Source organism: Salmonella sp. A29-2, assembly GCF_020150755.1.
In the GTDB taxonomy this organism is placed as follows: domain Bacteria; phylum Pseudomonadota; class Gammaproteobacteria; order Enterobacterales; family Enterobacteriaceae; genus Salmonella; species Salmonella enterica.
Genome location: NZ_CP083731.1, coordinates 545,191 through 565,944, shown reverse-complemented (window position 1 = coordinate 565,944; position 20,754 = coordinate 545,191). Strand labels below are relative to the sequence as shown.

At 54.3% G+C, this 20,754-nt stretch carries 16 protein-coding genes; 12 read left to right on the top strand and 4 right to left on the bottom strand.

What is annotated here, in order from left to right; translation table 11 throughout:
- Positions 1–2 precede the first annotated feature (2 nt).
- The 7 genes from lptB (at position 3) to yrbL (ending at position 5,176) form a co-directional block, all read left to right on the top strand.
- Positions 3–728 (top strand): LPS export ABC transporter ATP-binding protein, encoded by a 726-nt coding sequence (gene lptB / locus K8W53_RS02730; RefSeq protein ID WP_000224104.1) that lies wholly within the window; start codon positions 3–5, stop codon positions 726–728.
- Between the two features lie 47 nt (positions 729–775).
- Positions 776–2,209, top strand: a complete 1,434-nt coding sequence (gene rpoN / locus K8W53_RS02725; protein WP_000809020.1) for an RNA polymerase factor sigma-54 — start codon at positions 776–778, stop codon at positions 2,207–2,209.
- A gap of 22 nt (positions 2,210–2,231) precedes the next feature.
- Positions 2,232–2,519 carry a ribosome hibernation promoting factor gene (gene hpf, locus K8W53_RS02720; RefSeq protein ID WP_001176589.1) on the top strand — a complete coding sequence of 96 codons (288 nt, stop codon included), beginning with the start codon at positions 2,232–2,234 and terminating at the stop codon, positions 2,517–2,519.
- Between the two features lie 117 nt (positions 2,520–2,636).
- The gene (gene ptsN / locus K8W53_RS02715) at positions 2,637–3,128 is read left to right on the top strand and encodes a PTS IIA-like nitrogen regulatory protein PtsN (RefSeq protein WP_000609332.1); all 492 of its coding nucleotides are present in this window, start codon (positions 2,637–2,639) and stop codon (positions 3,126–3,128) included.
- Between the two features lie 45 nt (positions 3,129–3,173).
- Complete coding sequence (rapZ, locus tag K8W53_RS02710) at positions 3,174–4,028, top strand: RNase adapter RapZ (protein ID WP_000243749.1); 855 nt, start codon at positions 3,174–3,176, stop codon at positions 4,026–4,028.
- On the top strand, positions 4,025–4,297 hold the full coding sequence (npr, locus tag K8W53_RS02705; RefSeq protein WP_000216797.1) for a PTS phosphocarrier protein NPr: 273 nt from the start codon (positions 4,025–4,027) through the stop codon (positions 4,295–4,297). The genes rapZ and npr overlap by 4 nt, the downstream gene beginning before the upstream one ends.
- 246 nt (positions 4,298–4,543) lie before the next feature.
- Entirely contained in the window at positions 4,544–5,176 is a 633-nt protein-coding gene (yrbL, locus tag K8W53_RS02700; protein ID WP_000576805.1) for a PhoP regulatory network protein YrbL, read from the top strand.
- A gap of 74 nt (positions 5,177–5,250) precedes the next feature.
- Here yrbL and mtgA read toward each other — a convergent pair whose 3' ends face one another.
- From mtgA to K8W53_RS02680, 4 genes are all read right to left on the bottom strand, one after another.
- The gene (gene mtgA, locus K8W53_RS02695) at positions 5,251–5,979 is read right to left on the bottom strand and encodes a monofunctional biosynthetic peptidoglycan transglycosylase (RefSeq protein WP_023214442.1); all 729 of its coding nucleotides are present in this window, start codon (positions 5,977–5,979) and stop codon (positions 5,251–5,253) included.
- Positions 5,976–6,629 (bottom strand): isoprenoid biosynthesis glyoxalase ElbB, encoded by a 654-nt coding sequence (gene elbB / locus K8W53_RS02690; RefSeq protein WP_023224909.1) that lies wholly within the window; start codon positions 6,627–6,629, stop codon positions 5,976–5,978. The genes mtgA and elbB overlap by 4 nt, the downstream gene beginning before the upstream one ends.
- A 226-nt stretch (positions 6,630–6,855) precedes the next feature.
- Positions 6,856–9,192: an aerobic respiration two-component sensor histidine kinase ArcB gene (arcB, locus tag K8W53_RS02685; RefSeq protein ID WP_000809807.1), complete on the bottom strand. Its 2,337-nt coding sequence runs from the start codon at positions 9,190–9,192 to the stop codon at positions 6,856–6,858.
- 93 nt (positions 9,193–9,285) lie between these two features.
- Positions 9,286–10,215, bottom strand: coding sequence for a TIGR01212 family radical SAM protein (locus K8W53_RS02680; protein WP_001176887.1), 930 nt, complete (start codon positions 10,213–10,215; stop codon positions 9,286–9,288).
- A gap of 671 nt (positions 10,216–10,886) precedes the next feature.
- On the opposite strand from K8W53_RS02680, the gene gltB reads away from it, so the two are divergent.
- The 5 genes from gltB to K8W53_RS02655 all read left to right on the top strand — a co-directional run bounded on the left by gltB (position 10,887) and on the right by K8W53_RS02655 (position 20,722).
- The gene (gene gltB / locus K8W53_RS02675) at positions 10,887–15,347 is read left to right on the top strand and encodes a glutamate synthase large subunit (protein WP_023224910.1); all 4,461 of its coding nucleotides are present in this window, start codon (positions 10,887–10,889) and stop codon (positions 15,345–15,347) included.
- A gap of 9 nt (positions 15,348–15,356) precedes the next feature.
- A complete protein-coding gene (gene gltD, locus K8W53_RS02670) occupies positions 15,357–16,775 on the top strand; it encodes a glutamate synthase subunit GltD (protein WP_000081635.1) in 1,419 nt (472 codons plus the stop codon).
- A gap of 207 nt (positions 16,776–16,982) precedes the next feature.
- Entirely contained in the window at positions 16,983–18,086 is a 1,104-nt protein-coding gene (locus tag K8W53_RS02665; protein WP_023224911.1) for a PDDEXK nuclease domain-containing protein, read from the top strand.
- Positions 18,087–18,201: 115 nt separating this feature from the next.
- Positions 18,202–19,455, top strand: a complete 1,254-nt coding sequence (gene codB, locus K8W53_RS02660) for a cytosine permease (protein ID WP_000076271.1) — start codon at positions 18,202–18,204, stop codon at positions 19,453–19,455.
- Positions 19,442–20,722 carry a cytosine deaminase gene (locus K8W53_RS02655; RefSeq protein WP_052939308.1) on the top strand — a complete coding sequence of 427 codons (1,281 nt, stop codon included), beginning with the start codon at positions 19,442–19,444 and terminating at the stop codon, positions 20,720–20,722. The genes codB and K8W53_RS02655 overlap by 14 nt, the downstream gene beginning before the upstream one ends.
- Positions 20,723–20,754 lie beyond the last annotated feature (32 nt).

The following is a 20,754-nucleotide window of genomic DNA, read 5'->3' as shown; positions in this document are numbered from 1 at the left end:
TTATGGCAACATTAACTGCAAAGAATCTGGCGAAGGCCTATAAAGGCCGTCGCGTAGTGGAAGATGTCAGTCTGACCGTTAACTCCGGGGAGATTGTCGGGCTGCTCGGTCCAAACGGCGCGGGTAAAACCACCACCTTTTATATGGTCGTCGGTATCGTGCCGCGTGACGCAGGCAATATCATCATCGATGATGAAGATATCAGTCTGCTGCCGCTGCACGCGCGCGCGCGCCGCGGTATCGGCTATTTGCCGCAGGAAGCCTCTATTTTCCGCCGTCTCAGCGTATTTGATAACCTGATGGCGGTACTGCAAATTCGTGACGATTTGACCGCAGAACAGCGAGAAGACCGCGCCAACGAGCTGATGGAAGAGTTTCATATCGAGCATCTGCGCGACAGCATGGGACAGGCGCTGTCCGGTGGTGAACGCCGTCGTGTAGAAATAGCCCGCGCGTTGGCCGCTAATCCCAAATTTATCCTGCTGGATGAACCCTTTGCCGGCGTTGACCCGATTTCCGTTATCGACATCAAACGCATTATCGAGCATCTGCGCGATAGCGGGCTCGGCGTGCTGATCACCGACCATAACGTCCGTGAGACGCTGGCAGTCTGTGAACGTGCCTATATCGTGAGCCAGGGCCACCTTATTGCCCACGGTACGCCGACAGAAATCCTGCAAGACGAACACGTTAAGCGTGTATATCTTGGGGAAGACTTCAGACTCTGATAGGGTAGAGGGCTATGCTGCTCTAGCGGGAGAAAACGACTCTGAATATGAAGCAAGGTTTGCAACTCAGGCTTAGCCAACAACTGGCGATGACGCCTCAGCTACAACAGGCCATCCGTCTGTTGCAGTTGTCTACGCTGGAACTTCAGCAGGAACTCCAGCAAGCGCTGGAAAATAACCCGCTGCTTGAGCAAACCGATCTTCATGACGAAATCGACACTCAGCAACCTCAGGATAACGATCCTCTCGATACCGCCGACGCGCTCGAACAAAAAGAGATGCCGGAAGAGCTGCCGCTTGACGCCAGTTGGGATGAAATTTACACCGCCGGGACGCCGTCCGGCCCCAGCGGCGATTATATCGACGATGAGCTGCCCGTCTATCAGGGCGAAACGACGCAGTCGTTGCAGGATTATCTGATGTGGCAGGTTGAGCTAACGCCCTTCTCGGATACCGATCGCGCTATTGCGACATCCATTGTCGATGCGGTAGATGATACCGGTTATCTCACCGTATCCCTGGACGAAATTCGCGAAAGCATGGGCGATGTAGAGGTGGATCTCGATGAGGTCGAAGCCGTTCTGAAGCGCATTCAGCGTTTTGATCCGGTAGGCGTCGCGGCAAAAGATCTTCGCGACTGTCTGCTGATCCAGCTTTCACAATTCGACAAATCCACGCCGTGGCTGGAAGAGGCGCGGCTTATTATCTGCGATCACCTTGATCTGCTGGCCAACCACGATTTCCGCACGTTGATGCGCGTTACCCGACTAAAAGAAGAGGTGCTGAAAGAGGCGGTAAACCTGATTCAGTCGCTCGATCCCAGACCCGGTCAATCGATCCAGACCGGCGAGCCGGAGTACGTTATCCCGGATGTGCTGGTACGCAAGCATAACGGTCGCTGGACGGTGGAGCTTAATAGCGACAGTATTCCCCGTTTACAGATTAACCAGCACTATGCCGCCATGTGCAATAGCGCGCGCAACGATGCCGACAGCCAGTTCATCCGCAGTAATTTACAGGATGCGAAATGGCTGATAAAAAGCCTTGAAAGCCGTAACGACACGCTGCTGCGCGTCAGTCGCTGCATCGTCGAGCAACAGCAAGCCTTTTTTGAACAGGGCGAAGAATATATGAAACCGATGGTACTGGCGGATATCGCCCAGGCCGTCGAGATGCACGAATCCACTATATCCCGCGTGACCACGCAGAAGTATTTGCACAGCCCGCGCGGTATTTTTGAACTCAAATATTTCTTTTCCAGCCACGTCAATACCGAAGGCGGAGGCGAAGCCTCTTCCACCGCGATTCGCGCGCTGGTGAAGAAGTTAATTGCGGCGGAAAACCCCGCGAAACCACTGAGCGACAGCAAGTTAACCTCTCTGCTGTCAGAACAAGGTATCATGGTGGCGCGCCGCACTGTTGCGAAGTACCGAGAGTCTTTATCCATTCCGCCGTCAAACCAACGCAAACAGCTAGTTTGACCCAACCGATAAGGAAGACACTATGCAGCTCAATATCACCGGACATAATGTCGAAATTACTGAAGCCCTGCGTGAATTTGTGACGACAAAATTCGCCAAACTTGAACAGTATTTTGAGCGGATTAATCAGGTATACGTGGTGTTGAAAGTGGAGAAGGTCACGCACATCTCGGATGCGACGCTACACGTTAACGGCGGCGAAATTCACGCCAGCGCGGAAGGCCAGGATATGTATGCCGCCATTGACGGCTTGATTGATAAACTGGCAAGGCAGTTAACCAGGCATAAAGATAAACTGAAACAACACTAATTGTCCGGGCAGTTAGCCAGTGCAGGACGGCCTGTTGTGTGACACAACGGGCCATTTGTACAGTTAGCGCTCCGAACCTGGCCATCAACCTGACAGGACAGGTTCTTAGGTGAAATTATGATAAATAACGATACGACTCTACAACTGAGCAGTGTACTTAACCAGGAGTGTACGCGTAGCGGCGTTCATTGTCAGAGTAAGAAACGCGCGCTGGAAATCATCAGCGAACTGGCGGCAAAACAGCTCAGTTTACCTCCTCAGGTCGTGTTTGAAGCCATTCTGACACGCGAAAAAATGGGCAGTACCGGTATTGGTAATGGTATCGCCATCCCGCACGGGAAACTGGAAGAAGATACCTTACGCGCCGTCGGCGTGTTCGTTCAGCTCGAAACGCCGATCGCGTTCGACGCCATCGATAACCAGCCGGTCGATCTCCTCTTCGCCCTGCTGGTGCCCGCCGATCAAACTAAAACGCATCTGCACACGCTGTCGCTGGTGGCGAAACGTCTGGCGGATAAAACGATCTGCCGCCGCCTGCGCGCGGCGCTGAATGATGAAGAGCTGTATCAAATCATTACTGACACCGAAGGTGAGCAGAATGAGGCATAACAACTCAATGGCATTTCTTTCTGTCGTTGTGAGGAGAAACGGTACATGGTACTGATGATCGTCAGCGGGCGTTCCGGATCAGGTAAATCTGTCGCTCTGCGCGCGCTGGAAGATATGGGATTTTACTGCGTGGATAACCTCCCCGTCGTGCTGTTGCCCGATCTGGCGCGAACGCTGGCCGATCGCCAGATTTCCGCCGCCGTCAGCATTGATGTGCGCAATATGCCTGAATCACCTGAGATTTTTGAACAGGCGATGAATAATCTGCCTGGCGCTTTCTCGCCGCAATTGCTGTTTCTTGACGCCGACCGCAATACCTTGATTCGCCGCTACAGCGACACGCGCCGTTTGCATCCGCTTTCCAGCAAAAATCTTTCTTTAGAGAGTGCGATCGATAAAGAGAGTGACTTGCTGGAGCCGTTACGCTCACGTGCGGATCTGATCGTCGACACTTCAGAAATGTCCGTCCATGAGCTGGCGGAGATGCTGCGTACCCGGCTGTTAGGCAAACGCGAGCGCGAACTGACGATGGTATTTGAGTCCTTCGGCTTTAAACATGGTATCCCGATTGATGCGGACTATGTGTTTGATGTCCGCTTTCTGCCCAACCCGCACTGGGATCCAAAACTGCGCCCCATGACCGGGCTTGATAAGCCGGTAGCCGCGTTTCTTGACCGACACACAGAAGTTCACAATTTTATCTATCAGACTCGCAGCTATCTTGAGCTATGGTTACCGATGCTGGAGACCAACAACCGCAGCTACCTTACCGTCGCTATCGGTTGTACCGGCGGGAAACACCGTTCGGTGTATATTGCAGAACAGCTGGCAGACTACTTCCGCTCGCGCGGTAAAAATGTCCAGTCTCGCCATCGCACGCTGGAAAAACGCAAAACATGACCGTAAAGCAAACTGTTGAAGTCACCAATAAGCTGGGCATGCATGCCCGGCCTGCCATGAAGCTTTTCGAACTGATGCAGGGTTTTGACGCCGAGGTGCTATTACGCAATGACGAAGGCACCGAAGCGGAAGCGAACAGCGTCATCGCGCTGTTAATGCTCGACTCCGCCAAAGGGCGTCAGATAGAAATTGAAGCCACCGGCCCGCAAGAAGTTGAAGCGCTGGCGGCGGTTATCGCGCTGTTCAATTCCGGCTTTGACGAAGACTAAACCTCCTCATATACCCTATTTTCCCCAACGCCGTCCCGGTATTTGATGACAGTCACCCCAAAACCGGGCGTGTTACGCCTGCCTGCCACTTATCCCGCAGCCCCACCCTTTCGTAAGATTTGTACATTTCGTGCGCTTTACCTATGCATAAAAACATTAAGAAAACCTTAAAAAATTTCGTTTAGGTTTTATTTAAGTTCTTTGTCCATACTAAATTTATGTGAATAAATTTTTCCAGGACTTGCCATGATCTTCTTATCCAAACAGACTCCGCTGGGCACCGGTCGACATCGTAAATGCTATACGCATCCGGATAATGCCCGGCGTTGCATAAAAGTCATTTACAACCGTAACCACGGCGGTGATAAAGAGATTCGGCGTGAACTGAACTACTATGCGCATCTGTCCCGCTACCTGACGGACTGGAGCGCTATCCCCCGTTATTACGGCACGGTAGAAACCGATTGCGGCACCGGCTATGTCTACGACATGATTACCGATTTCAACGGCGCGCCCTCTATTACCCTGACCGAGTTCGCCGCGCAATGTCGTTATGAAGAGGATGTCGCTGTCCTGCGGCGGCTACTAAAAAAACTGAAACGTTACCTGCTGGATAACCATATTGTGACGATGTCGCTGAAGCCGCAAAACATCCTGTGCCAGCGTATCAGCGAGTCAGAAGTGGTTCCGGTGGTTTGCGACAATCTGGGGGAAAGTACCTTTATCCCGCTGGCGACCTGGTCAACATGGTGCTGTGAACGCAAACTGGAGAGAGTGTGGCAGCGGTTTATCGCCCAGCCTGCACTGGCCGTTGCCCTGGAGAGGGACGCGCAGCCAAAAGACAAGAAACGGCTGGCGCTTACTTCTCACGAAGCTTAATGGCCTGTGCTTATCAGGCCTGGACGACACAGATCGCAGGCCGGATAAGGCGTTCGCGCCGCCATTCAGCAAAATTAATTAAGCTGGTTGCGCGTCATAAAAGATTCCCCGCCCAGTTGGCGCATCTGGCGCATAATCCACGCCTGCCGGCTACGCACATAGCCAGAAGGCGCATTCGCCTTATAGCGAATCGGGTTAGGCAGCACGGCCGCCAGTAACGCGGCTTCGGACATATTTAAGCGGCTGGCGGGTTTATGAAAATACCGTTGTGCCGCAGCCTCCACGCCAAAAATACCATCGCCAAACTCCGCGATATTCAGATAAACCGTGAGGATGCGCTTTTTGCTCCAGACAGTTTCAATGCCCAGCGTTAGCCCGGCCTCCAGACCTTTGCGCACCCAACTGCGTCCATCCCATAAAAAGAGATTTTTCGCCGTTTGCTGCGAAAGCGTAGAGGCGCCGCGAATACGGCTCTCATTCCGCTCATTATGAGCCAGCGCTTTTTCAATCGCCGGAACATCAAAGCCCCAGTGCTCAGGGAACTTCTGGTCTTCCGCCGCAATTACCGCCAGCCCCATCCACGGCGAGATATCCGCCATACTGACCCAGTCAGAATGCGCCACATAACCGAACTCTCCACTCAGCCAGGCGCTAATCTGCCGTTCCGCCATCACCGCCGAAAAAGGCACCGGAACCACGCTAAACAGCGCAATGCCGCCGCCCCAAAAGACGGCGAGCGCAGCAAGGATACGTAAAAGTAGACGGCGCAAAAACCTTAACGGCGCGATGCGTCGTTTGCTCATTCCGCCAGAACCAGCACGCGCGACACTAATTTATCAATGCCGCTTGCCGCCTGGGCGATATCCTGCGCCAGCATATAGGCAGGGGTGGTCACGACCTTGTTATCCTCGTCCACAACGATATCATCAACCGGGCAAGGTACGTGTTCGGCGCCCATCTCTTCAAGTACTTCAGCGGTATCAATATCCGTCCCTATTGTCAGACGTAGCGGGAAGTCAAAGATTTTCGGCAACATTGCGGGCGCGATACAGATAAATCCCAGCGGCTTGCCGGACTGGTGCATGGCCTTCGCCAGCGCGACGACATCGCTATCCACCCGGCATTCGCTCCCCTGGCTGGCGAAATTACTCAGGTTCTTCGCCGCGCCGAAACCGCCAGGCACAATGAGCGCATCCAGTTCCTCTGGCTGAGCCTGGGACAGGGAACGAATATCGCCCCGCGTAATACGCGCCGCCTCAATCAGAACGTTACGCGTTTCCGCCATCGCTTCGCCGGTCAGGTGATTAATAACATCCGCTTGTGGTTTATCCGGCGCGAAGCAGACAGCCTGCGCGCCGCTGCGGGCAATGGCCAACAGCGTCAGAACGGCCTCATGAATTTCGGCGCCGTCATAGACGCCGCATCCGCTGAGCACTACGCCAATTTTTTTCATGGTGAACATCCTCCTGCAACCGACTCAAGCCCATTAATAATTTTGATTAAAATGCTACGCTTCACACATTTAAATGATTCATGTAACAAATCATTTAGGATTTGCTATCTTAACTGCGTGCGGCCTGAAAACAGGACTGCGCCTTTGACATCATCATAATAAGCACGGCGCAGCCACGATTTCCCTGGTGTTGGCGCAGTATTCGCGCACCCCGGTCAAACCGGGGTCATTTTTTTTCCGCGTTTGCCACCCAGGCTTTCAGCACCGCGACATCGTGCTGCCACTCCTGCTTCATCTCTTCAATCCATTCCGCGACATTATCTTCCCAGGCGGGAAGATCCGGCGACTGGATTTGCTGGCCAAGTTGTTGCAGATGACGCAGCCCTACCGAACCGGCGGCGCCTTTAATCTTATGCCCTTCCTCAACGACGCCTTTTTTGTCACGCGCCGTCAGATTGGACTCCAGCACGCTTAAATAGCCAGGCATCATTTTTTCAAACACCGCGAGACCGTCGGTGATCAATTTAGGCCCAACCAACTCGATGTATTGTTCCAGCATCGGGATATCCAGCAGCGCTTGCGCTTTATCGCTCTCTTCAGGCGTCACGGTACTCTCCTCTTTATCGGTGGCATCCCAGAATTTTTTAATCATCGCGGTTAAGGCCGGCACCGACAGCGGCTTACTCAGCACATCGTCCATACCAGCGTCCAGATACTCTTTTTTATCTTTCAGAACGTTAGCCGTAAGCGCTACCAGCGGCGGTAAATCTTCCCGCGTGTGGCGACGGGTCAGTTCTCTGGCGATATCCAGACCCGTCATATCCGGTAGCTGAATATCCAGTAAGACCAGGTCATATTCGCCCGGCGCGAACATCTCCAGCGCCGCCTTGCCGGTCATCGCGACATCCACGCTGTTCCCCAGTTTTTCCAGTACCGAACGCGCTACGATCACGTTCAGTTCAATATCTTCGACCAGCAGAACATGCAGCGCGGGCAGCGGCATGTCGTCTTCATCAAAGGCGTCCTCCACCTCTTCCGCCACCGCTGGCGCATGAACCGTTAGCGTAAAGGTCGATCCTTTGCCCGGCAGACTGGAGACGGTAATATCGCCGCCCATATTTTTCGCCAGCCGACGGGAGACCGCCAGCCCGATACCGGTACCCGTCGCCGGCTTACCGCCATGACTGTCTTTCACCTGATAATACATGGCGAAAATTTTATCCTGCTCATCCTGCGGAATGCCGATCCCGGAATCTTCCACTTCAAAGTGCAGCATGTCGCCTTCATCATAGCGCGCCCGCACCGTCACCTGGCCCTGCTGAGTAAACTTCACCGCATTGCTGATCAAATTCCATAAAATCTGGCGCAGACGCGTTCCGTCGGTAATGACTTTGTGCGGCAGCGGCAACGTCGGCTCAAGCACAAAACGTAGCCCTTTTTGCTGCGCCTGCAAACCGGAAAGGTTTTCCAGATCGGCCATAAAGCTGGTGAAATCAACCGGTTGGTTATCAAGCTGAACCTTACGCCGCTCCATCTTATCCATATCAATGATGTCATTGAAAATATTGCCTAACGTCACGGCGGAGACATGGATTGTTTTAAGGTATTTTTCCTGTTCGGCGGTGAGATCGGTATCCAGCAGGATGCGGCTTAAACCGACGATGCCGTTAAGCGGGGTGCGCAGCTCATGACTGATGGTAGAGATAAACGTGGTCTTGTCGCGGCTGGCGCGTTCCAGCGCGTCCTGATAACGCTTACGTTCGGTAATATCACGACCAAATCCCATCAGGCCATGACGTTTACCGACACGGTCGTAATAAGGCACTTTACGAATTTCAAAGCAGGCTTTTCGTCCGTCCGGGTAATCCAGCCACTGTTCGTAGGTCAGGGAGACGTTATGGCGGAATACTTTTTCATCGGTTTCAATGACTTTCTCCGCCGCTTCGGGAGAGTACACATCTTCCGGCTTCAAATGCACCAGCTGTTTTTCGCTCTTGCCGGTTAGCAATTCCATTGCGCGGTTACAGCCGGAAAATTCTTTATCCTCATTACGATAAAAAACCAAATCCGGCGAGGCGTCCAGAAAGGAGCGCAGAAAAGAGGATTGCTGTTCTAGCTGGATTTGCGCTTCTTCACGCTCTTTAATTTCTACTTTTAGCTGTTCAAATGTCTCATGCAGCTCCGCTTCCGCTTTTTCGCGATCGGCAATTTCCTGATTAAGCTGGGCAATATTGTCCTTCAACTGTACGTTAAGCTTGAGATCGCGCTCGCGCATCTCCTCCAGCTTTTGCACCAGACGCGACAGTCGCTGCCTTGACTCTTCCAGTTGTTCAACAACAACGGATAAGAAATAGACCGCCCAGGGCGTAATTAACAGGCCAAAAAAGATGGAACGAATAACGTCGATACTTTCAACCTGACCATGCAGCACCATGGTCACCGCCATCTGCACGACAATCGCCAGCACCACCAATGCCAACGCCAGGAGCATGGAAAAGCGCACCAGACCCAATTTCATCATCAGGTCGACATAGTATTGCGCCAGCATACGAATTTGCTTCATAGAGGATTCCTTCACCACAACTTCGCACATAATACCCAATTATGGGAACCGCGTTGAATATTGTGCGAAATATGCGTAGCGCCCCTCATCACGCTACGCTACAGGTGGTATCCAGGGACGGGCCAGCGCAGAGCCCTGCACGCCATGCTCATTCAGGTATTTGTCCAGCTCAACCATCCCCGTCCAGCGATTCTCGCACCACAGCGGGGCAAGCAGCGTCGGACGGCGAGCGCTGGCTGAAATTCGGTGATAAATTACCTCCGGCGGCGTATGACGAATCATCTCACCTGCCGTTAGCGTGTAGTCGTCCAGTTCGATGCCGTTCAGCCGCCCCGCTTCCCAGGCTTTGGCCATCGTACTGCCTTTCACAATATGCAGCGGATGCAGTTTAATACCATCAACGCCCGTCTCCACCACACGCTCCATGGTTTGCAGGCATTCTGCCTGCCCTTCGCCCGGCAGCCCCACAATCAGATGCGCGCACACTTTCAGCCCGCGCTCCCGGGCAATCCGGGTGGTACGCTGATAGCAGGCGAAGTCATGCCCGCGGTTAATTCGGCGCAGGGTTTTATCGTGCGCGGTTTGCAATCCCAGTTCCAGCCACACCTCGTAGCCTTGATCTTTATATTCACACAGTAAATCTACTACTGCCTGCGGGACGCAATCCGGACGCGTACCGACACATAACCCGACGATACTGGCCTGGCTGACCGCCTGTTGATACATGGAACGCAGCACCTGCACTTCCGCAAAGGTGCTGGTGTAGGCCTGGAAATAGGCCAGATAGCGTTTAGCGCGGTTCACCAGATGCGCCTGATGCGCAAGCTGCTCGGCAATGGAATGATGCTGCTGCGCCTCATCGGCAAAAGAGGCGACATTACAGAAGGTGCAACCGCCACGCCCGATGGTACCGTCGCGATTAGGGCAGCTAAAACCGCCATGAAGCGTCAGCTTATGAACCTTTTGCCCATACCGACGTAAAAGATCCCCACCAAACATATTGACTAATTTCTGTAACTGCATAATCTGATAGACCGCCTCTTAAAAAGAGGCCAAAGCCTGCCATTTTTAGTCTCCTTTGGCGATGACCTGGATCAATCGTCCCGGAAGGCTTTTATCCATTGCATAATCAAGCAAAATAAACGATATTTCATTCATAATCCCGCTGATGATTTTTCCTGATATTCCCCTCTTTTTTCAGCGTTTGCTGGGTCATCGATAAAAACAGTAGCATTCAATACTGCTCACGCTTAAAACAGCATAAAATGCCAAGATTTTTGAAAAAGCAAGGTCAGATAATGCCTGGCGAGCGGCTCTTATAGTGAGACAGATCACAGGCTTTCTGCCGCTCCGTATTAGCAGCCCTTCTATAAAAAACCTTTTAATTTCAACAGATTAAAAAAGTTATCTGTGCTACAGCACACTTTTGCATAAATCAGTTTGCCATTTGACCTGGGTGTGGATTCCCGATAAGTTGGGGATCCGCTGGAAGCTTTCTGGATGAGCCGTCTGCTCATCATATTTATGCAGTAATTGAGATTCCCTCTTAACCGTATTTACCAATGCGCAAAGGACACAAAGAGGGCGAATGCGAGGTAAGCGTATGATGCGCCAGCCCCGTCGCCATGCTCTTGCTGTGCCCGCGCGCCGTCGGTTGGGAGAGCGTCCCGTAGAGCCTGGGGAGGTTCACTGATATGTTGTACGATAAATCCCTTGAGAAGGATAACTGTGGTTTCGGCCTGATCGCCCACATAGAAGGCGAACCTAGCCACAAGGTAGTGCGTACCGCCATACACGCGCTGGCCCGGATGCAGCACCGTGGCGCGATCCTTGCCGACGGTAAAACCGGCGACGGTTGCGGCTTGCTGTTACAAAAACCTGACCGTTTCTTTCGCATCGTGGCCGAAGAGCGCGGCTGGCGCTTAGCCAAAAACTACGCCGTCGGGATGATCTTTTTGAATAAAGATCCTGAACTGGCCGCCGCGTCACGCCATATTGTCGAAGAAGAATTACAGCAGGAAACCCTGTCGATTGTCGGCTGGCGCGATGTGCCAACCAATGAAGGCGTGCTCGGTGAAATCGCCCTCTCCTCCCTGCCGCGTATTGAGCAGATTTTTGTCAACGCTCCGGCGGGCTGGCGTCCGCGTGATATGGAGCGCCGTCTGTTTATCGCCCGCCGACGCATTGAAAAACGCCTGCAGGACGACAAAGATTTCTACGTATGCAGCCTGTCGAACCTGGTCAACATTTATAAAGGTCTGTGTATGCCGGCGGATCTGCCGCGCTTCTACCTGGATCTTGCGGATCTGCGTCTGGAATCGGCCATCTGTCTGTTCCACCAGCGCTTTTCCACTAACACCGTGCCGCGTTGGCCGCTGGCGCAGCCGTTCCGCTACCTGGCGCATAACGGCGAGATTAACACCATCACCGGCAACCGCCAGTGGGCGCGCGCCCGTACCTATAAATTCCAGACGCCGCTGATCCCGGATTTACAGTCCGCTGCGCCGTTTGTTAACGAAACCGGTTCGGATTCCAGCTCGCTGGACAACATGCTGGAACTGTTGCTGGCAGGCGGGATGGACATTATCCGCGCCATGCGCCTGTTGGTGCCGCCCGCCTGGCAGAACAACCCGGATATGGACCAGGATCTGCGCGCCTTCTTTGACTTTAACTCCATGCATATGGAGCCGTGGGACGGTCCGGCAGGCATCGTGATGTCCGACGGGCGCTTCGCCGCCTGTAACCTTGACCGTAACGGCCTGCGCCCGGCACGCTATGTCATTACCAAAGATAAGCTGATCACCTGCGCCTCCGAAGTCGGTATCTGGGACTATCAGCCGGATGAAGTGGTCGAGAAAGGCCGCGTCGGCCCAGGCGAGCTGATGGTGATCGATACCCGCGGCGGACGTATTCTGCATTCCGCGGAAACCGATGACGATCTGAAAAGCCGCCATCCGTATAAAGCGTGGATGGAAAAGAATGTTCGCCGTCTGGTGCCGTTTGAAGAGTTGCCAGATGAAGAAGTCGGTAGCCGCGAACTGGACGATGACCTGCTCGCCAGCTATCAGAAACAGTTTAACTACAGCGCCGAAGAGCTGGACTCGGTTATCAGCGTATTGGGCGAAAACGGCCAGGAAGCCGTCGGTTCAATGGGCGACGATACCCCCTTTGCCGTGCTCTCCAGCCAGCCGCGTATTATTTACGACTACTTCCGCCAGCAGTTCGCGCAGGTCACTAACCCGCCTATCGACCCGCTGCGTGAAGCGCACGTCATGTCGCTCGCCACCAGCATCGGTCGCGAAATGAACGTCTTCTGCGAAGCGGAAGGTCAGGCCCATCGCCTGAGTTTTAAATCGCCAATTCTGCTGTACTCTGATTTCAAACAGCTCACTACCATGAGCGAGCATCACTACCGCGCCGACTGGCTTGACATTACCTTTGATGTCACCGAAACCACACTGGACGCGACGGTTAAAGCGCTGTGCGATAAAGCGGAACAGATGGTGCGCAACGGCACCGTGCTGCTGGTCCTCTCGGATCGCAATATCGGTAAGAATCGCCTGCCGGTGCCCGCGCCGATGGCGGTGGGCGCGGTGCAAACGCGTCTGGTGGAACAAAGCCTGCGCTGCGACGCCAACATCATCGTAGAAACCGGAAGCGCCCGCGATCCGCATCACTTTGCGGTACTGCTCGGCTTTGGCGCAACGGCCATCTATCCGTACCTGGCCTACGAAACGCTGGGGCGTCTGATTGATACCCAGGCCATCGCCAAAAACTACCGTACCGTGATGCAGAACTACCGTAACGGCATCAACAAGGGGTTGTACAAGATTATGTCCAAAATGGGCATTTCGACCATTGCCTCTTACCGCTGCTCCAAACTGTTTGAAGCGGTCGGACTGCACGATGATGTGGTAAACCTGTGCTTCCAGGGCGTGGTCAGCCGTATCGGCGGCGCGAGCTTTGATGACTTCCAGCAGGATCTGCTGAATCTCTCCAAACGCGCCTGGCTGGCGCGCAAACCCATTAGCCCTGGCGGCCTGTTGAAGTACGTCCACGGCGGCGAATATCACGCCTATAACCCGGATGTCGTGCGTACCCTGCAACAGGCGGTACAGAGCGGCGAGTACAGCGATTATCAGGAATACGCCAAACTGGTCAATGAGCGTCCGGCGGCAACGCTGCGCGATCTGCTGGCGATACATCCAGACGGCGAGGCGGTGACTATCGACGAGGTTGAGCCCGCCAGTGAGCTGTTTAAACGCTTTGATACCGCAGCCATGTCTATCGGCGCATTAAGTCCGGAAGCGCACGAAGCGCTGGCGGAAGCGATGAACAGCCTCGGCGGCAACTCCAACTCCGGCGAAGGCGGCGAAGACCCGGCGCGCTATGGCACCAATAAAGTGTCGCGCATCAAGCAGGTGGCTTCCGGCCGCTTTGGCGTGACGCCGGCCTACCTGGTCAATGCCGATGTGATTCAGATTAAAGTCGCGCAGGGCGCGAAACCGGGCGAAGGCGGTCAGTTGCCGGGGGATAAAGTCACTCCGTATATCGCTAAACTGCGCTATTCAGTGCCGGGCGTGACGCTGATCTCCCCGCCGCCGCACCACGATATCTACTCTATCGAGGACTTAGCGCAGCTCATTTTCGATCTCAAGCAGGTCAACCCGAAGGCGATGATCTCCGTGAAGCTGGTGTCCGAACCGGGCGTCGGCACCATCGCGACCGGCGTGGCGAAAGCCTATGCGGATCTGATCACCATCGCCGGTTACGACGGCGGTACCGGCGCCAGCCCGCTCTCTTCGGTGAAATATGCGGGCTGTCCGTGGGAACTCGGACTTGTTGAAACCCAGCAGGCGCTGGTCGCCAACGGTCTGCGTCACAAGATTCGTCTGCAGGTGGACGGCGGTCTGAAAACCGGCGTCGATATCATTAAAGCGGCGATTCTCGGTGCGGAAAGTTTCGGCTTCGGCACCGGCCCGATGGTGGCGCTGGGCTGTAAATACCTGCGCATTTGCCATCTGAACAACTGCGCAACCGGCGTAGCGACGCAGGATGAAAAACTGCGTAAGAACCACTATCACGGCCTGCCGTTCAAAGTGACCAACTACTTTGAATTTATCGCCCGCGAAGTGCGCGAGCTGATGGCTTCGCTTGGCGTGACTCGCCTGGTGGATTTGATTGGCCGCACCGACCTGCTGAAAGAGCTGGAGGGCTTTACGGCGAAACAGCAGAAGCTGGCGCTGTCTCGTCTACTGGAAACCGCTGAACCTCATCCGGGTAAAGCGCTGTACTGCACCGAGAATAACCCGCCGTTTGATAACGGTGTGCTGAATGCGCAACTGTTGCAGCAGGCGAAGCCGTTTGTCGATGCGCGCCAGAGCAAAACCTTCTGGTTCGACATCCGCAACACCGATCGTTCCGTCGGCGCGTCGCTTTCCGGCTACATCGCACAGACCCACGGCGATCAGGGGCTGGCTTCCGATCCGATTAAAGCGCACTTCAGCGGTACCGCAGGCCAGAGCTTTGGCGTGTGGAACGCGGGCGGCGTGGAGTTATATCTGACTGGCGATGCCAACGACTATGTCGGTAAAGGTATGGCAGGCGGTTTGATCGCCATCAGACCACCGGTAGGTTCCGCCTTCCTCAGTCATAAAGCCAGCATTATCGGCAACACCTGCCTGTATGGAGCAACCGGTGGTCGTCTGTACGCAGCGGGCCGCGCGGGCGAACGTTTCGGCGTGCGTAACTCCGGGGCGATTACCGTAGTAGAGGGCATCGGCGACAACGGCTGTGAATACATGACCGGCGGCATCGTCTGCGTGCTGGGTAAAACCGGCGTTAACTTCGGCGCGGGGATGACCGGCGGCTTCGCCTATGTGCTGGACGAAGATGGCGAATTCCGTAAACGCGTGAACCCGGAACTGGTAGAAGTACTGGACGTTGATTCGCTGGCTATCCACGAAGAGCATCTGCGCGGCCTGATCACCGAACATGTGCAACATACTGGTTCGCAACGCGGCGAAGAGATCCTGTCCAGGTGGTCAAGCTTCTCAACCCAATTCGCGTTAGTGAAGCCCAAGTCCAGCGATGTCAAAGCCCTGTTGGGCCACCGTAGTCGTAGTGCGGCAGAATTGCGCGTGCAGGCGCAGTAAGGAATTGAAATGAGCCAGAATGTTTATCAATTTATCGACCTGCAGCGCGTTGATCCGCCGAAGAAACCGCTGAAGATCCGTAAGATCGAGTTTGTTGAAATCTACGAACCGTTTTCTGAAGGTCAGGCGAAAGCCCAGGCGGATCGCTGTTTGTCCTGCGGTAACCCCTACTGCGAGTGGAAATGTCCGGTACATAACTACATCCCGAACTGGCTGAAACTGGCTAACGAAGGGCGTATTTTTGAGGCGGCTGAGCTATCGCACCAGACTAACACCCTGCCGGAAGTGTGTGGCCGCGTCTGCCCGCAGGACCGCCTGTGCGAAGGCTCCTGTACGCTGCACGACGAGTTCGGCGCAGTAACCATCGGCAACATCGAACGTTATATCAACGATAAAGCGTTCGAAATGGGCTGGCGCCCGGATATGACCGGCGTGCGCCAGACGGACAAACGGGTAGCGATTATCGGCGCAGGTCCGGCAGGGCTGGCGTGCGCCGACGTGCTGACCCGCAACGGCGTGAAGGCGGTAGTCTTTGATCGCCATCCGGAAATCGGCGGCCTGCTGACCTTCGGTATTCCAGCTTTCAAACTGGAAAAAGAGGTGATGACCCGCCGTCGCGAGATCTTCACCGGCATGGGTATTGAGTTCAAACTTAATACCGAAGTGGGTCGTGATGTACAGCTTGAAGATCTGCTGAAAGATTACGATGCGGTATTCCTTGGCGTCGGCACCTATCAGTCGATGCGCGGCGGGCTGGAAAATGAAGATGCGGACGGGGTTTTCGACGCTCTGCCGTTCCTGATCGCCAATACGAAGCAGATCATGGGGTTTGGCGAAACCAGCGACGAACCATATGTCAGCATGGAAGGCAAACGCGTGGTGGTGCTGGGCGGCGGCGATACCGCAATGGACTGCGTACGCACTTCCATACGCCAGGGCGCAACGCACGTAACCTGTGCTTATCGTCGTGATGAAGAGAACATGCCGGGTTCCAGACGCGAAGTGAAGAACGCGCGCGAGGAAGGTGTCGAATTTCAGTTTAACGTTCAACCGCTGGGCATTGAAGTCAATGCCAACGGCAAAGTGAGCGGCGTAAAAATGGTGCGCACTGAAATGGGCGAACCGGATGCCAAAGGCCGTCGGCGGGCAGAGATCGTCGCCGGTTCCGAGCATGTGGTTCCGGCTGATGCGGTGGTGATGGCGTTTGGTTTTCGTCCACACAGCATGGAATGGCTGGCGAAACACAGCGTGGAACTGGACTCGCAGGGACGAATTATCGCGCCGGAACGCAGCGATAATGCTTTCCAGACCAGCAACCCGAAAATCTTCGCCGGTGGCGACATCGTGCGCGGTTCCGATCTGGTGGTGACGGCGATTGCCGAAGGCCGTAAGGCGGCTGACGGGATTATGAACTACCTCGAAGTGTAACCCTTCCGGCTCCCCGGTTGATGCCTTGTGCTGATGGCTGGGGAGCCGATATTCCTCTCCTCAATATCTCTCCTGCCGATTCTGGAAACCCGCTCGTAAATCGAGATGTAATGTCATGTAAAATCCGTTCATAGATTGATCCGTTTACGCCTGAAGCGTATTGATAGCGTTCTAATTTCACAATGAAACTATCACGTAAGGGATGACATGACGAATCCAACTTTAGCGCCACAGTCTGATGAATATCAGCAAATTCATGACGGTATTATTCGTCTGGTCGATACGGCACGTACCGAGACCGTGCGCAGCATCAATGCCATTATGACTGCCACCTACTGGGAAATTGGCCGACGCATTGTCGAATTTGAACAGGGAGGAGAAGCGCGAGCGGCCTATGGTACTCAGCTTATCGAACGATTATCGGTAGATTTAAGTCAGCGCTATAAGCGCGGTTTTTCCACCAGAAACCTATGGCAAATTCGTACATTTTATCTTTTTTTTCAACATATTGAAATTCCGCAGACACTGTCTGCGGAATCTTCAAATCTCATACCGCTCGCCAAAACATTCCCTCTTCCCTGGTCGGCGTATGTCCGCCTCTTGTCGGTAAAAAATCCCGATGCCCGCACTTTTTACGAGAAAGAGACGCTACGTAACGGCTGGTCCGTACGGCAGCTCGACAGGCAAATCGCCACTCAATTTTACGAACGAACGCTACTGTCCCACGACAAATCCGCCATGTTGCAGCAGCCTGCACCCGCCGGGCCAAACGTTTTGCCGGAGCAAGCCATACGCGACCCGTTCATTCTGGAATTTCTTAACCTGAAGGACGAGTATTCCGAATCAGATCTCGAAGACGCGCTGCTCAGCCACCTGATGGACTTTATGCTGGAGCTTGGTGACGATTTTGCTTTTGTTGGCCGCCAACGCCGACTACGCATAGACGATAGCTGGTTCCGCGTCGATCTGCTGTTCTTCCATCGTCGCTTGCGCTGCCTGTTGCTCGTTGACCTGAAGGTAGGCAAATTCAGCTATAGCGATGCCGGGCAGATGAATATGTACCTGAACTATGCCAAAGAGCACTGGACAATGCCCGGAGAAAACCCGCCAGTCGGCCTGGTTTTGTGCGCAGGGAAAGGCGCGGGGGAAGCGCATTACGCGCTGACTGGCCTGCCAAACACCATCATGGCGAGCGAGTACAAAGTGCAGTTGCCCGACGAAAAATTACTCACAGACGAACTTATTCGTTCGCAAACCATGCTGGAAACTCAACTCACACGCGGTGGTTCACTGACAACGGAGAAAAATTAGCGAACCATTAATTCCATGAATTATTATCAAGAAAATATCACACGAAAACGTTTGCTTTATTCTGAGAACTGTATATTATGCGGCGGATTTTTTGGGCAAAATTCATGGAGGCGTTGTGTCGCAGGACAACAATTATAGCCAGGGCCCCGTCCCTCTGGCGGCGCGGAAGGGCGTGATTCCACTGACGTTTGTCATGTTGGGTTTAACGTTTTTTTCCGCCAGTATGTGGACCGGAGGGACACTCGGCACCGGTCTTACCTATCACGATTTCTTCCTCGCAGTTCTCTTCGGTAATCTCCTCCTCGGTATCTACACTGCATTTCTTGGCTACATCGGCGCAAAAACCGGACTCTCCACCCACCTCCTTGCACGTTACTCCTTTGGCGTTAAAGGCTCATGGCTTCCCTCGCTGCTGCTTGGCGGCACACAGGTAGGCTGGTTTGGCGTTGGCGTAGCGATGTTCGCTATTCCGGTCAGTAAAGCGACGGGCATTGATGCCAATATCCTGATTGCCGTTTCGGGTCTACTGATGACCCTGACCATTTTTTTCGGCATCTCGGCGCTGACCATTTTGTCTATCGTTGCCGTACCCGCGATCGTTATTCTGGGCAGCTACTCCGTCTGGCTGGCGGTCAGCGGCGTGGGTGGGCTGGAGCATTTAAAAACGATAGTGCCGCAGACGCCGCTGGATTTTTCCAGCGCGCTGGCGCTGGTGGTGGGCTCGTTTGTCAGCGCCGGTACATTGACCGCCGACTTCGTCCGCTTCGGGCGTCATGCCAAAAGCGCCGTACTGATTGCGATGGTCGCTTTTTTCCTCGGCAACTCGCTGATGTTTATCTTTGGCGCGGCAGGCGCTGCCGCCGTCGGTCAGGCGGATATCTCTGACGTGATGATAGCGCAGGGGCTGCTGCTGCCCGCGATTGTGGTGCTTGGCCTGAATATCTGGACCACCAACGATAACGCGCTGTACGCATCGGGTCTGGGCTTCGCCAATATTACCGGTCTTTCCAGCCGCACGCTGTCGGTGGTGAACGGGATTATCGGTACCGTGTGCGCGCTGTGGCTTTACAATAATTTTGTCGGCTGGCTGACGTTCCTGTCATCTGCCATCCCACCGATTGGCGGAGTGATTATTGCCGACTATCTGTTGAACCGCCGCCGCTATGCCGACTTCAACACCGTGCGCTTTATTCCCGTTAACTGGATTGCTATTCTTTCCGTCGCGCTGGGCATCGCCGCCGGACATTATGTTCCTGGTATTGTGCCCGTCAACGCCGTACTCGGCGGCGTCTTCAGCTATATCCTGCTGAATCCACTTTTCAACCGCAGCCTTGCTAAATCACCAGAGGTCAGCCATGCAGAACAATAACATCACCATTCGTCAGGCGCGTCTGCAGGGACACGAAGGATTATGGCAGATTACGATTGAAAACGGGCGCTTTAGCCGGATTGAGCCTCAGGAAGCCGCATCGTTACCGCAGGGCGAAGTGCTTGATGCCGAAGGCGGTCTGGCTATTCCACCGTTTGTTGAGCCACATATCCACCTGGATACCACGCAAACGGCGGGTGAACCGAGCTGGAACCAGTCCGGCACACTGTTTGAAGGGATTGAGCGCTGGGCAGAACGTAAAGCAATGCTCACGCATGAAGATGTGAAAGCGCGCGCGATGCAGACCCTGAAATGGCAGATGGCTAACGGCATCCAGTACGTTCGTACTCACGTTGACGTTTCAGATCCTATGCTCACCGCGCTGAAAGCCATGCTGGAAGTGAAGCAAGAGGTTGCGCCGTGGGTAGACCTGCAAATTGTCGCCTTTCCGCAAGAAGGTATTCTGTCTTATCCCAACGGTGAAGCGCTGTTAGAGGAAGCCGTGCGTTTGGGCGCTGACGTTATTGGTGCCATTCCGCACTTTGAGTTCACGCGGGAATATGGCGTTGAATCGCTGCACAAAATCTTTGCACTGGCGCAGAAATACGATCGCTTGATCGATGTGCACTGCGACGAAATTGATGACGAGCAGTCTCGCTTTGTCGAAACGGTCGCGGCGCTGGCGCATCGTGATGGCATGGGGGCGCGCGTGACCGCCAGCCACACCACGGCTATGCACTCGTACAACGGCGCGTATGCGTCACGCCTGTTCCGCCTGTTGAAAATGTCGGGGATTAACTTCGTCGCCAACCCGCTGGTGAATATTCATCTGCAAGGGCGGTTTGACACTTACCCGAAACGTCGTGGCGTCACGCGGGTGAAAGAGATGCTGGAAGCGGGGATCAACGTCTGCTTTGGCCATGATGACGTCTTCGACCCGTGGTATCCATTAGGCACAGCAAATATGCTGCAGGTGTTGCATATGGGGTTACACGTTTGCCAGTTGATGGGGTATGGGCAAATCAACGACGGGTTAAATCTGATCACTACCCACAGCGCAAAAACCCTGCATTTACAGGACTACGGTCTGAGTGTCGGCCATGCCGCGAATCTGGTTATCTTACCCGCTGAGAATGGATTCGATGCGGTACGTCGCCAGACGCCTGCCCGTTACTCGATTCGCCACGGGCGGGTAATTGCCGAGACGGTGCCGAGCCAGACGACGCTGCACCTGACCCAGCCGGAAGCCGTGACGTTTAAGCGTTAACCCGTCATACCTGCGCTCTCCGGCACATTCAC